Genomic DNA, 13,886 nt, shown 5'->3' with positions numbered 1-13,886 from the left:
ACAACACATTTATTCTAGCTTACTAATTAAATGTCTTCGTTTCATGATATTTCAAGTTCTACAACTCTGCGAATATTTTGGATATTTCCACTTGTTAATTCACTGTAAATATCAAGTAGATTTTCTCTTAGCTCATCTTCTGTTTCACCCTGAGTCCAACAGTCAGGATATTCTTCGAGATAACCTAACCACACATCATCATCTCGCCAGTAAATGTATTTCTTCTTAATCATTCACCTATTCACTGCCTTTTTCTGACTATGAAATTTAACTTATTGACGCTTAGATTATTGATTGTTAGATTAATTTATCAATCTTAACTCACGATTAAATCTTTTAAATCAACTACTGTATATAGTCTTAAACAATTCAAATAAATAGAAGGCAGAAAGTAAAAGTCAGTTGATGACAAGGTTTTATAAGTTGGCATTTTACATTTGATTATGTCCATCTACTTATTAAATTACTGAACTATTAGCCAAAAAAAAAGGAGTCTAAATTAGACTCTCAAAGTTGAAAAACTTAAGGGCGGACAGTCGCCCACCCCTATAAAAATCAAGTGATACCGAAAACAATCACCAAGCCTAAAACTGCGCCAAACACAATCAAGGCATAGAATTGAGCACGACCGTTTTCTAAGTATTTCAGACCTTCACCACTAACTAGGGTGAAAAAGCCAGTCAAGTTAACAGCACCATCAACAACGCGGTAGTCAACTTCCATGACTTGTCTAGCTACGCGACGCAAGCCGAGGACAAAGACGCGATGGTAAATGTCATCAAAGTACCACTTGTGGAGAGATAGTTCGTAAAGTGGTTTGATTTTAGCAGCGATCGCGGCTGGGTCAATTTTCCTTTGCAAATACATTAGCAAAGCCAAAGTAATGCCAACCAAGGAAATAGCAACTGAAGCCCCCGCCATCACATAAAATTCTGTGGCGTTAAACTCGGTAACTTTCTCTACAACTTCATTCGGAGGATAAATAAACTCCTCGAAGTAATTGGCGTAGGGTGTACCTACCAAACCAATGAAAATCGAAGGCACTGCTAAAAGCGCCAACGGCAGAGTCATTGTCCACGGCGACTCGTGGGGAGTATCGCTGTGATGTTCGTGGGAGTCATGGGAGTCATGATGGCCGCCAGTTGCTGCCAATTCACCGTGTTTCATTGCCCCAGGCCCAAAAACCGGGGCTGGTTCTTCTGACTCCAACTCCAGAACGATTGTCGCCGCCTTCTTAAGCTTTTCTTTGATTGTCTCGTCAGTACCCCGGAATTTGCCTTCAAATGTCATGAAATACATTCTGAACATGTAGAAAGCAGTAATCCCAGCAGTTAGCCAACCAATCAACCACAGAAGTGGGTTAGCTTCAAAAGCTTTCCCTAAAATTTCATCTTTTGACCAGAAACCAGCAAAAGGTGGAATGCCAGAAATTGCCAAGCAACCAATCAAAAAGGTAATCCCCGTGATGGGCATATACTTCCGCAGTCCGCCCATCAACCGCATATCCTGCGCTAAAGCGGGGTCGTGACCGACGACTCCTTCCATACCGTGAATCACCGAACCCGAACCCAAGAACAGCATCGCTTTAAAATAAGCGTGGGTCATTAAGTGGAACAATCCAGCACTGTAGGAACCGATGCCCATCGCCATCACCATGTAACCCAATTGGGAGATGGTAGAGTAAGCCAAGCCCTTTTTGATGTCATTTTGGGTAATGGCAATGCTAGCACCCAAAAATGCCGTAAATGCCCCCGTAAAGGCAATGACGTTCATGGCTGCTGGCACATGTTCAAAGACTGGGTACATCCGGGCAATTAGGAAAACACCCGCCGCTACCATCGTTGCTGCGTGGATTAAGGCAGAAATGGGGGTGGGGCCTTCCATTGCGTCCGGTAGCCAGACATGCAAGGGGAATTGGGCGGATTTGGCCACCGGGCCTAAGAAAACTAAAATCGCCAACAGAATGGCGAATAAATTGCTGATAGAACCTGATTCTACAAGTTGAGCAAGGCGATCGCCCATTACCCCAAAATCAAAGCTTCCCGTTGCCCAATAAAGCCCTAAAATGCCGAGTAAGAGACCAAAGTCGCCAACGCGGTTGGTCACAAATGCTTTTTGGGCGGCATCAGCTGCTGACTTGCGATCGTACCAGAAGCCGACCAACAAGTAGGAACACATCCCCACCAGTTCCCAGAAAATATAAATTTGCACGAGGTTGGGGCTAACCACCAGACCCAACATTGAAGATCCGAACAAACTGAGATAGGCATAAAACCTCACGTATCCTGGATCGTGAGCCATGTAGCCATCGGTATAAACCATGACTAAGAAGGCTACCGTTGTCACAATCGTCAGCATTAGGGCTGTCAGATTGTCAATCGTGTAGCCCATAGTCAGATGAAAATTGCCTGCTGCTGCCCATTCTAGAGTGCGGACATAAGCCGGGTGTCCTTGAATTTGACTCCACAGCAAGGCAAACGACAGCCCCATCGCTGCTCCCATCAGGGAGATAATAACCACAGCGTTCAGCTGCCGTAGGCGGTTTGTCACCTGATTTAACGAGATTAACCCTAGACCGACCAGCATTGCCCCAAGAAGCGGCAATACCGGAATCAGCCAGGCATATTCATAGATTACTTCCATCACTGACGCGTACTTTTAGAATTCTTGACTAACTTAGCGCAACTGTTAATAATTGTGACACACACCCTTTAGCATAAAATACCCCACCCAATGACCATTGGGTAGGGTAATTAAACATGGTTTTATATTTAGTAACTGGGGATTGGGGATTGGGGATTGGGTATTGGGGACTAGAAAAATTTTTAATCCTAGTTCAATCCTTAAATTTTTAATTTTTAATTTTTAATTCCCAATACCTATTCATGCCGAACGACATTCTAAGTCTGCTGTCTTTGATGTAGTGTATGCTTTAGCACGATTGGTGTAAGTGAGTTTAATTTCGTCTAAAGCTAGACGTAAGTCTTCTCTGCCTCGAAAACCTTCTAGACGATGACGGACAGTTCCATTTTCTACCAAGAGCAAAGTCGGCAGTGACTTTAGCTTATAAGTGTTAGAAAGTTTGAAATTTTCGTCAGCGTTAACCCCAACTAATTTAATTTGTTCGCCACATTGAGCTTTAAATTGCAATAACAGAGGGTGAATAATGCGACATAAGCCACACCAAGGTGCTTCAAAATTTACTAAAACAGGAACTGGAGATTCTAAAACTTCTTGAATAAATGTCCGCTCACTAACCGACAACACCATGACGCCTCTAAAATTATAGGGTTTTAATATCAAAACTAGCTATCAGCGCGAGAAAATAGCAAGCCAGCCTGTGTCTGTAGAAACGCTCAGGGCAAAGACTATTGTGCAAGTATTTCAACTCTGGCAAAAAACCAGTGCAATATTTACAACTAGCTTGTTTCTTGTTTCAACTTTTGGCTGCCCCGTTGCTAGAAATGGAATTGAGACTGCTGTGCTATTTACTCTCCTGCAAAGGCAATTGATTAGCGCTATGCCAATAAATATAAAATAATCAACTGAGCGATCGCACCCCTACTAACAGCTGTTTCAATTCATCCTACATTGATTCGGTAGCAATTGATAAGTAGAAATTTTCATTTAGTTAAGATTTTCTTGTGATAGCGGGGATCGCCTAAAACTACCATCTTATCTTACTAGTTGCCGTAAGCAACAGGGGGTGCGACGACCAAAGCAGAACTATAAAAATAGCAACTCCTAAATAAGCAGGTCGCAGAAATTCCTGCCATTTGATATATTGACGACCGTCAAGAATTGCTACAAAGGGAAGGATTGAGGTGCGTTGTTTGGCAATTTCAAAAGCTTCTCCATAGCGAGAAGCCAAACGGCGATCGCCATGCCAAACTCCAAACAAATGGTGTAATACCAGTCCAATAGAGGTGACCAGGGTAAAACTAGTACCTAACCATAAAGTATGGGCAACACACCAAATTATTTGTCCTACCATTTGGGGATGGCGGGTAATGCGAATAATTCCTGTTTCATAGAGGCGAACTTGGGGCTTTTGAATAGCAGCGATTTCTAGTAGATTGAATGTGGCAGGATACAAAAACAAAAACGAAATAGCTGACAGCACCCAAACTAAAGCTTGCACCCCCGGTACACCTTGCACCTGCCACAGTTGCACCCCATCGTAACGATGGTTAAAAAAGTAAATAATTAGGATTACAGCCAACGGTAAACTAACTAATGCAAAAACAATGCGATAAAGCCTTGGCCCGATATACTTTTCTGCCCAAGGGCGGATGGCAGCTCCACCACTGTGAGCGATCGCAAAAGCGAATAGTAACCCCAACATGACAAAATGACTGGGAGTCAACCAAGAGTTAAGCATCATATACATTAGGTGAAGTAATTTAAAGAAAAGTTAATAAAGTACAACCAATACCACAAAGTATTCAACAGGAGACTTTAGTCAAGATGTCATGGTAATGTCTTTTTCGAGCAAAGCCTCCAAGTTTAAGATGCAACAAATCATGTACGGCTTTCAAGCTATGAAACACAGTTTGTTGCGACTGCTCCTTTCAAAGTTTGTGGGTTGAGCCTTATGTCTGACCTTCCTTTCACTTTAGATCAGTTACGTATTTTAAAAGCGATCGCTGTAGAAGGGAGCTTCAAGCGCGCCGCTGATAGCCTTTACGTCTCCCAACCTGCCGTGAGTTTACAAGTCCAAAATCTCGAACGGCAGCTGGATGTCCCGTTATTTGACCGTGGAGGACGACGCGCACAATTAACCGAAGCAGGGCATCTACTTTTAAGCTACGGTGAAAAAATTCTCAGTCTGTGTCAAGAAACCTGTCGTGCTATTGAGGATTTACAAAATCTCCAAGGCGGTACTTTAATTGTCGGGGCTTCTCAAACCACCGGTACTTATCTTTTACCCAGAATGATCGGTCAGTTCCGGCAAAAGTATCCAGATGTAGCCGTGCAATTGCACGTCCACTCTACCCGACGGACTGCTTGGAGTGTAGCTAACGGACAGGTAGATTTGGCGATTATCGGTGGGGAAATTCCCGGCGAGTTAGCGGAATCGCTGGAAATTATTCCCTATGCGGAAGATGAACTAGCATTAATTCTGCCTGTCTTTCATCCCTTTGCCAAACTGGAAACAATCCAAAAAGAAGACTTATATAAACTACAATTCATTGCTTTAGATTCTCAATCGACTATCCGCAAAGTCATCGATCAAGTGCTAGCACGTTGTGAGATTGATACAAGGCGCTTTAAATTTGAAATGGAACTGAATTCCATAGAAGCGATTAAAAATGCAGTGCAATCTGGTTTGGGAGCCGCTTTTGTCTCAACTAGTGCCATCGCCAAAGAATTACAAATGGGCGTGCTGCACTGCACTCCGATTGAAGGCGTTGTGGTTAAACGAACGCTATGGCTGATTTTTAATCCTAATCGCTATAGATCCAAGGCGGCAGAAGCCTTTAGCCAAGAAATTTTGCCTCAGTTTTCTACCCCGGAATGGAATCACGACATGTTAAAATCATCACAAAAAAAGCTAGTGGCAAATACATTGGATGCAGCAACCCCCAATTCTTCTAGCGAAGGTTAACATCTGGTCAAGAGTCAATAGTCAAGAGTTAGTAGTCAGTCGTCAGTCGTCAGTCGTCAGTAGTCAGTAGTCAGTAGAAAAACAACTGACAAATGACCCTTCGGGTTCGTCAGTTGTTCATGGGGGGAAACCCCCCCTTCGGGTTCGCCACTTTGCCATCGACGCAAAGCGCCAAGACGGCAAGTGGACTCACCAAGACCACACTGACTCACAACCGACAAATGACAAATGACAACTAACAACTGACCAAGGACAAAATGATGGAAGTCTACTGCACTCGCCCACACTGCCCGCGCCCACAAAACTATTTTGCGGATTTAGACGACATTACAACGCTGAAAACTACACAGCAAAAATACTGCACTAGCTGTGGAATGCCACTAATGCTTGATGGGCGATACGTAACAATCAAGTTGTTGGGAAGGGGTGGGTTTGGAGCAGCCTTTTTAGCACGCGATCGCCGAATTCCCGGAATGCGATCGTGCGTAGTTAAGCAGTTTCAACCTGTGGGAAATTTAACCCCAACTCAATTACAATTAGCGCAACAGCTATTTGAAAGAGAAGCAGAAGTATTAGCACAAATAGGTGACGAACACGAACAAATTCCTGATTTGTATGCTTTTTTTCCTGTAATAGTTCCTAGCTTGCAACTAGGTCAAGAAGACCAGTTTTTTTACTTGGTACAAGAATATATTGATGGGCAAAACCTAGAAGAAGAGTTAGTTCAAAAGGGAAAATTTTCTGAGCAGCAAGTTTTAGAAGTACTCCAAGAAATCCTGAAAGTACTCAAATTTGTCCACGAACGAGGTATTATCCACAGAGACATCAAACCCTCCAACATCATGCGCCGTCGGGATGGCAAACTCTTTCTGCTCGATTTTGGCGCAGTCAAGCAAGTAACCAATGCTCCAGCGGGTGGGGCTGGTTCTTCCACTGGCATTTTTTCTATGGGGTTTGCACCGCCGGAACAGATGGCTGGGAATCAAGTATTTCCATCTACAGACTTATACGCTTTGGCTGTAACTATTTTGACACTGCTTACAGGTCAAGAAGCAAAAACGCTATTTGATGCCTACAGTAACCAATGGCAATGGCGCAGACAAGTAAATGTTAACCCTCACTTAGCTGATATTTTAGACAAAATGCTCCTGCCAGCTGCCAATCAACGCTTTCAGTCGGCTGATGAGGTTCTTAACGTTCTCTCCCGCCAATTGATACCTCCAACAGTCTTACCACAATCAAATCGACACTCACAATCGCCAGTACAAACTCACAATACTTTTTCAACTTGGGAATTATTAAGCGGAGCAGCATTTAGCGGATTTGAAGGAGCATTAATAGCGATCGCCCTTTTGAGTCTGCTTCATTCACCAGCAATTACTTTGAGTATTGCTTTTGTAATCGTGGGGTTACTAGTTTTTGCCCAAACCAAACGCTGGATTGAAAAGTTTGATTTATTAATTATTCCAGCTATTACTTTTGGTATTATCTTTTTTGTTCCCTTTTTAAGAGGAAGTATTCTTATTCAACAAGCAATAGTTTTAGCAGTAGCAGCGGGATTAGTAGCGATTGCAATTACAGCACTATTTCGGCTAATTTACAAATTATTATCTTTGATACTTTAAAAAACTTCTGGTGCTCACAGCCACTTATGTCTCAGAAAAATGAAACACTTAGCCTTTTTTTAGCTGCCATTATTACTATTTGCAGCGATTGAATTTAGCAAAATATTTAAATAATAAGCATATATTACCCGATAAAACTTAATTCATGTCACAAAAGAATGAAACTGCGGTTTTAGCCTTAGCCCTACTGCTAACCGTTGGCATAGTTGGCGGTGGTGCGTGGTGGTTTACTAATCAAAATTCTGGCGACAAAATTAATATTTTCACTTCAAATCAAAAAAATGAGAGCAATTTATCAATACAAGAACGGATTAGTTTTGGCGAAAAAACTTTAATTACAAGTGACATTGCTCCCCAAAAAAAAGAAGGTATACAGGCACTTGCTGCTCACAATTATGCCAAAGCGATCGCTAATTTAGAATCCTCCCTCAAACTCAAGCGTAACGATCCAGAAGCACTGATTTATCTGAATAATGCCCGCATTGGTTCTGGCAAAAACTATATAATTGTTACATCTTTACCATTAGGTGCCGATCCTAATATTGCTTTAGAAATTTTACGTGGCATTAGCCAAGCCCAAAATGAAGTTAATTCTTCTGGGGGAATTAAAGGAGTACCTTTAAAAGTAGGAATAGCAAACGATGATGATAATCCAGCTATCTCTAAACAAATCGCTGCTAACTTAGTTAAAAATCAGCAAGTATTAGGTGTTGTTGGGCCTAATACTAGCGATGCCACCTTAGCCGCAGGCGATATCTATAATACCGGACAGCTTGTAGCCATTTCACCGACTAGTACTTCTGTAAAAATTTCTAACTTCAGTCGCTACGTTTTTCGCACAGTTCCCAGCGATTTCATGGCGGCTAGAAGCTTGGCTAATTATATGGTAAAAATTTTGCAGAAAAAAAATGCTGTGGTTTTCTTCAATTCCCAAAGTAACTACAGTCAGTCTTTAAAGTCTGAATTTGTCTCGTCTGTTTCACTAGAGGGCGGACAAGTATCAAGCGAATTTGATTTATCCAAAACAAATTTTAGTGCGGCTAAAAGTATAGAAGAATCCACAAAGCAAGGTGCTGATGTTTTAATGTTAGCTGCTAACGCTGACACTTTAGATAAAGCATTACAAGTAGTTCAGATTAACCAGAAAAAGTTAAGTCTACTGGCGGGAGATGATGTTTATACACTTAAAACTTTAGAAGTTGGTAGGGAACAAGCTGTAGGGATGGTATTGGCTGTTCCCTGGCATATCAAAGGCAATACTCAATCAGATTTTCCTCAGAAGTCACGCCAGTTGTGGGGGGCTGATGTCAGCTGGCGAACTGCTCTAGCCTACGATGCTACTGTAGCTCTGATTGCTGCCTTGAAACGCAATCCCACACGTTCTGGAGTACAACAAGCGCTTTCTTCCTCTGACTTTTCTGCCAATGGCGCTTCTGGCACGATTCGGTTTTTAACATCCGGCGATCGCAACGCCCCAGTTCAACTTGTGAAAATAGTTCCTGGCACTCGCTCTCGCACTGGCTATGACTTTGAGCCAATACAGTAATCAGTGCCTTCTAGTTTAGCTGCAAACACATTTCCTTACTAATTCATATCTAAATTTTCGCAACCTACGAAAAATCACCAGAAATCTTTTTTCAAACTATTGGGTGGTCTAGGTTTCAGCTTTAGTCAGAACTACTCAAGTCTCTACAAAATTGGCTGATAGTCTTGATAGCATTTACTACCCTTGTGCCCCAGAGGTGGCTTCTTAATGTTCAATGCGGCCCTTGCTGTTGTGGTGGATGCAAGGACGAAAAAATTACCCCTTACCAAGCTGATATTTTGCACCAATCAAAATTGATGTAATTTCATTCTGAAGCAAGAGCAATTTTGCTCTTTTCTGAATGTCTTGGTAAACGTCACAAATCGAACATTGAGACTTTTCAATCAATAGACCCGATTACACGCAATCTGTTTGTGGTGGTCAAACAGATTGGTCAGACCGAGCAGCAAGGTGGTGTTGCTGACGCTAACTTACTGCCGATCGATCGGGGGTAGGAACTGATGACCTAAGCTGGTTTGTCAAAATTTGCTGACAATTGCAACTTCTAGCAATTACAGCAGTAGTTCCCATCATAGATACCTATAGGGCAGGGCTGCTTCTCTGACAAAATTTGAACTGTGCTTTAGCTGACTCGATTAATCGATTCTGCTGGCAAGCAAATGAGATTATCACCTTGGGTAAGGATTAAGCCACGTTGACGCAACTTGCCCATTAAGCGAGTGACGGTGACACGAGTCGAACCAATCGCACTACCAATTTGGGCGTGGGTGAGGGGGAAGGGCAGACAATAGCCACGAATCACATCGGGATCGGTTTCACTCATTGCCGGCTCTCCATATTCCTCAATCAACAATGTGAGGAATCCTAAGAGTCGGTCAATTGTACGCCGTTGTCCTAAGGCACTCAGCCACAGCAGTTTACGCTGGTGCTGATACCTAAAGGCATCCATAACTTCGCGGCGGAAGTGAGGCCAGTTGTCTAAGTCATGCCAATACATCCACAGCACCGCAGTTTGGTCAACATGGGCGTATGCTTGGAGCGTGAATGGCGACTGAGCAACAATTTCAAATGGTTGTCCCGCTCCCACAAAACCCAAGAAAGCTTCTTCTGGAGTTCTGTTGATTCGTCGAGACGTTAGTTGACTGGCAGTAGCACTCACTTGAGCGGTTCCTACCATCCGGATTGCACCCCTTTGCACCAAATAAAGTAATCCAGGTCGAGCTGGAATGCGTTCATCTTTGCTAAAGGTGCGACAACGATAGTGTTCTTGAGCCCAATCAAGAATTCGTTGCCAAGTTAAAAAAGGCCGTGATGCCTCGGAAAAAGAAGATGGAGATTGCATAGGTAACAAAGAGCGTTCGGCTGAAGACAAAGACGTGATCAAAGTGCAAGGAGTGTCTTTGTGTTGGCGGATTAGGCTTAACGCCTAACAGCGCCAGCCATCCAAAGAGTAGAAAGTAATTATTTTACTATCTATTCTTTGTTATACTTCTTACTGTACAATGATGGTAGTAAAGATTACCCACTATTCATCGAATATTCATCAAATTTTATGCTACTCTCATTTTTCTTCATCTAGATTAATTCTATATCTCAAGGTGGATGACAGTAAATCCGGAAAAAACTACTGAAGAGAGTATTTTTCTAAGAATACGTGGATACTAGCATACTAGTAAGTAAATACACAGCAATTAAACATCTAATATCTAGTCAAATTAGAAATGCACTAGGTAGTTATACTACAAAGAATAAAATACAGTGTATAGAATATAAAAAAATTCCTCTATCTAAAGGTAGAGAAATTGATAAAGTTTTATATATCTCAGGGGTGGCCTTCTGGCTGTCAAAATCTCATAATCAAGAACCTTTGGAAATAGCGAATGCCATTGCTTCTCAATTGTTAGAAACTAGCAACGGCATTTCCATTATCCGAATTGTTCCTCCAGGTTGGATTTATTTAGAATTGACTCATCCTTTTTTAGCGACATGGTTGCAAAATCTGGTTGTTGGGAGTTTAGAACCAGTAAGGGAGCAGGGGAGAAAAGAAAATTTAATTCAAGATCCCAAACACCAAATTTCTAATCCTGGGCGCTTATTTGCCATGCAATACACCCATGCACGCTGCTGCTCGCTAATGCTACTAGCTCACCGAGAGGGATTGATTAAACTTAGAGAACCACTGCTAGAGATTAGCCAAGCTTTTGAGGGCATTATTTTTACAGAGCAAATACCTTGGCTCGATTGTAATGAAAAACTTTGCTTGAAAGATCCTGATGAAAGTTGCCTGATTACCACATTAGTACAGGTGGTAGATTATTTGGTATGTTCCGATGATGGTTCGGTTAACTGGGAAAAAGCAGGGTTAAATCTAAGCCAAGCATTTGCAAATTTCTGGAGCAAATGCCGCATTTGGGGCGAGGTAAAAATTTATTCACTAGAGTTAGCTCAAGCTAGGCTGGGGTTGGTGATGGCTACTCAGTCTGTGTTGAGATTTTTACTGATAGAAAAACTGGGATCTGTTGCCCCAGTTGAGCTATAAAGGTTTAAATTTTTATATCTAGGTACACAGGTACTCGCAGATTAAGCTTGATATTGTATCAGCAGTGTTTCCCAGGTAACAATAAAAACTTTTATAACATCTATTGACTCATTTAATCACCTCGGTTATATTATCAGGTGTGTGAGGAGCGAACCAGTAAGGACACCGAGACGAAACACGGCCAGTCGTCGGTGTCCTTTCTGATTTCATAGAAAGTAGATTGATAAATCAGCTTTTAAGAAAGTAAAAATTTTGCGATCGCAGTTGCAGCTCCGTCTGCTTCTACATTAGGAGCTACCCACTGAGCGATCGCTTGAACTGCTGCTGGTGCATTGCCCATCGCTACACCAATACCAGCATATTCCAGCATTTCTACATCATTAAAGTTATCGCCAATAGTCATAACGTTGGTACTTTGTAATCCCAATAGTTCTTCGGCTAGGTAACGTACAGCAGTTCCCTTATTGACAAAGGGGTTAGTCGCTTCAAAGAAAGTGGCAACAGATGTTGTCAAATAAAGTTCGGCAGGTGTGTACTGTCGGCGCAAATTTCCTAATAGCTCGTTAATTACATCTGTGTCATCGCACAAAGCCAGAATCTTTGTCGGTTCATTATTTAACACTTGACGTAGATCGCCTACAGCAATTGGGTTAATACCAGAACGTTGGGCATAAATTTGGGTTTCTCTGGTTAATTCCCGCACGTAAAGCTCGTCATTGATGTAGAAGTGGACAGATAAAAGCGATCGCAATTGCGGCTGTTCAAAATAGTCTAGTAGCTGGCGTGCAACTTCACGAGCAACAGGCAGATGTCGATGAATTTTCTGGTTAGCTGGGTCTTGAATCCAAGCTCCTTGATAAGCAGCCAATGGCAAAACAGAGCCAATTTCTTGATGAAAACGTAAGGCTGAACGATACATACGACCAGTGGCGATCGCTACTTGAATTCCGCGTGCTTGCGCGGCTGCGATCGCTTGCTTTACGGGTTCGCTCAAGGTATTAGACTGGCCAGAAATCGTACCATCTATATCTAAAACCAGTAGTTTAATGTCTTCGCCAGCTATAGCCTGATTACCAGCAGATGCTTTATGCATAAATTCCCTAGGTTTGAACTCCCAGTAAGAGGTTAGCAGGCTCTGTCGGCTCTTGGGAGTGAATAGCATCAAATGCCTGCTTGTTGAGCGCCTCTTACCCTTTTCCCGACTTATGCAAGAAGTCTATTAAGTGGAAAGATAGGGGGAGCAAAGGAGAATAACTAATAGCTAAGAGTAACGCAATAAATTTAATATCCTTTGTCGCAACCTTTCTAAAACTGGCCCCTCTTCTACTACTTCTTGAGAAAATAACATGTCATATATTAGTGGCACTCCTAGCTGTAACTCCTCAAGAATCTCGCGTTGAGTAAATAGATCCTGGGGATTTCCTTCTAAAATTAGTCGCCCGCTATCCATAACAAAAATCCAATCTGCCCAACGATATACTAAATCTAGGTCATGGGTTGCCATTAATATAGTTGTGCCAGATGCATGAATTTTTTTTAGAGTTGCCATTAAGTTACGGGTATGCAACCTATCCAGATATGCTGTCGGTTCATCTAGTAACAAAAGTTCTGGTCGTAGCACCATAACATCAGCGATGGAGACTCGCTTTTTTTGACCTAAACTGAGATGATGTACTGGTCTTTGGGCTAATTCAGTTAATCCAAACTCTACCAATACTTGCTCGACTCGCTGTTGAATTTTTCTTGTTGGTAAACCTAAATTACACAACCCGTATGAAATATCTTCTTCAACTGTAGAGGCTACCAATTGTTGCTTTGGATCTTGAAAAACTAGCCCGACTAGTTGACGTAATTTCATCAAAAATTGACGGTCATATTGCAATTGTTTAGCTTGCCAATGCACAGTACCTCTTTGAGGTTTATATAGACTATTAGCTAATAAAAATAGCGTAGTTTTACCGCAACCATTTTGACCGATTAATGCACACTTTTTATTTGCTGGTATCTTGAGTGTTAAACCATTTAAAGCTGATTGTTGTGCGCCTGGATAGGTGTAATGTACTCGATCGAATTCTAGTAAAGATTGCTGCACGATTGTACCATTTCCATAAATAGCAATAGCATTGTAGAAGACAGGATACAGAAAAGAATCCAGGCGCTATGTTTGCTAAGGCAGCTGCTAAAAAGATAGCTATTTTTTGCTTATTAGTTATCCGCATCATTAGCTGATACAGCAGTTTTCGTTTACATGAAGTACAAAGTCATTGGTTTTGAGGCAGGAGGCAGAGGGCAGGAGGCAGGAGGGAGAAGAATAATTTGATTTGTGAGTTTTTGGTTCTGTACCTCACTTTCCTGCAATTTTACCCCTCTTCTGTCACTTTCCGGATAGAATGAATAGAATAAAGGAAAAATAGAACTCTACAAGGTAAGTAGAGCAATGGATGTAGAATTACAAATCCTGAAACATCTGCCAAGGGATGCCCAGCCAACAGTTGCGCTCGTAGATGCATATTGTGCAGAGTACAAAGACCTGTTTAAAGAAGTAAGAAATTATGAATGCTTCAAATA

General features: G+C 41.9%; 12 protein-coding genes. 5 read left to right on the top strand and 7 right to left on the bottom strand.

Features of this window, described 5'->3' with window-relative positions; all coding sequences use genetic code 11:
• Positions 1-41: 41 nt before the first annotated feature.
• The 4 genes from I8752_RS28615 to I8752_RS28600 all read right to left on the bottom strand — a co-directional run bounded on the left by I8752_RS28615 (position 42) and on the right by I8752_RS28600 (position 4,384).
• Positions 42-233, bottom strand: a complete 192-nt coding sequence (locus I8752_RS28615; RefSeq protein ID WP_214435604.1) for a type II toxin-antitoxin system HicB family antitoxin — start codon at positions 231-233, stop codon at positions 42-44.
• A 322-nt stretch (positions 234-555) separates the two neighbouring features.
• Positions 556-2,643, bottom strand: coding sequence for an NAD(P)H-quinone oxidoreductase subunit 5 (locus tag I8752_RS28610; RefSeq protein WP_214435616.1), 2,088 nt, complete (start codon positions 2,641-2,643; stop codon positions 556-558).
• A gap of 240 nt (positions 2,644-2,883) precedes the next feature.
• Positions 2,884-3,270: a thioredoxin family protein gene (locus I8752_RS28605; RefSeq protein WP_214435603.1), complete on the bottom strand. Its 387-nt coding sequence runs from the start codon at positions 3,268-3,270 to the stop codon at positions 2,884-2,886.
• Positions 3,271-3,667: 397 nt separating this feature from the next.
• Complete coding sequence (locus I8752_RS28600; RefSeq protein ID WP_214435602.1) at positions 3,668-4,384, bottom strand: NnrU family protein; 717 nt, start codon at positions 4,382-4,384, stop codon at positions 3,668-3,670.
• 210 nt (positions 4,385-4,594) lie between these two features.
• Here I8752_RS28600 and I8752_RS28595 point away from each other — a divergent pair, with 210 nt between their 5' ends.
• The 4 genes from I8752_RS28595 to I8752_RS28580 all read left to right on the top strand — a co-directional run bounded on the left by I8752_RS28595 (position 4,595) and on the right by I8752_RS28580 (position 9,273).
• Complete coding sequence (locus tag I8752_RS28595) at positions 4,595-5,608, top strand: LysR family transcriptional regulator (protein ID WP_214435601.1); 1,014 nt, start codon at positions 4,595-4,597, stop codon at positions 5,606-5,608.
• Positions 5,609-5,868: 260 nt separating this feature from the next.
• Positions 5,869-7,233, top strand: coding sequence for a serine/threonine-protein kinase (locus I8752_RS28590; RefSeq protein ID WP_214435615.1), 1,365 nt, complete (start codon positions 5,869-5,871; stop codon positions 7,231-7,233).
• A gap of 145 nt (positions 7,234-7,378) precedes the next feature.
• Entirely contained in the window at positions 7,379-8,779 is a 1,401-nt protein-coding gene (locus I8752_RS28585) for an ABC transporter substrate-binding protein (protein ID WP_214435600.1), read from the top strand.
• A gap of 326 nt (positions 8,780-9,105) precedes the next feature.
• Positions 9,106-9,273, top strand: a complete 168-nt coding sequence (locus I8752_RS28580) for a hypothetical protein (RefSeq protein WP_214435599.1) — start codon at positions 9,106-9,108, stop codon at positions 9,271-9,273.
• A gap of 128 nt (positions 9,274-9,401) precedes the next feature.
• On the opposite strand, the gene I8752_RS28575 is transcribed toward I8752_RS28580, so the two are convergent.
• A complete protein-coding gene (locus I8752_RS28575) occupies positions 9,402-10,121 on the bottom strand; it encodes a Crp/Fnr family transcriptional regulator (protein WP_198015027.1) in 720 nt (239 codons plus the stop codon).
• A gap of 312 nt (positions 10,122-10,433) precedes the next feature.
• Between I8752_RS28575 and I8752_RS28570 the strand changes: the two genes are divergently transcribed.
• Positions 10,434-11,318, top strand: a complete 885-nt coding sequence (locus tag I8752_RS28570) for a DALR anticodon-binding domain-containing protein (RefSeq protein WP_214435598.1) — start codon at positions 10,434-10,436, stop codon at positions 11,316-11,318.
• Positions 11,319-11,553: 235 nt separating this feature from the next.
• Here I8752_RS28570 and I8752_RS28565 read toward each other — a convergent pair whose 3' ends face one another.
• Together I8752_RS28565 and I8752_RS28560 are read right to left on the bottom strand one after the other, a co-directional pair.
• The gene (locus I8752_RS28565) at positions 11,554-12,411 is read right to left on the bottom strand and encodes a Cof-type HAD-IIB family hydrolase (protein WP_214435597.1); all 858 of its coding nucleotides are present in this window, start codon (positions 12,409-12,411) and stop codon (positions 11,554-11,556) included.
• A 168-nt stretch (positions 12,412-12,579) separates the two neighbouring features.
• On the bottom strand, positions 12,580-13,410 hold the full coding sequence (locus tag I8752_RS28560; RefSeq protein ID WP_214435596.1) for an energy-coupling factor ABC transporter ATP-binding protein: 831 nt from the start codon (positions 13,408-13,410) through the stop codon (positions 12,580-12,582).
• Positions 13,411-13,886 lie beyond the last annotated feature (476 nt).

The sequence above is a fragment of the Dendronalium phyllosphericum CENA369 genome (genome assembly GCF_016056275.1).
Classification (GTDB): Bacteria; Cyanobacteriota; Cyanobacteriia; order Cyanobacteriales; family Nostocaceae; genus Dendronalium; species Dendronalium phyllosphericum.
This window is presented reverse-complemented; position numbering and strand designations above follow the sequence as displayed.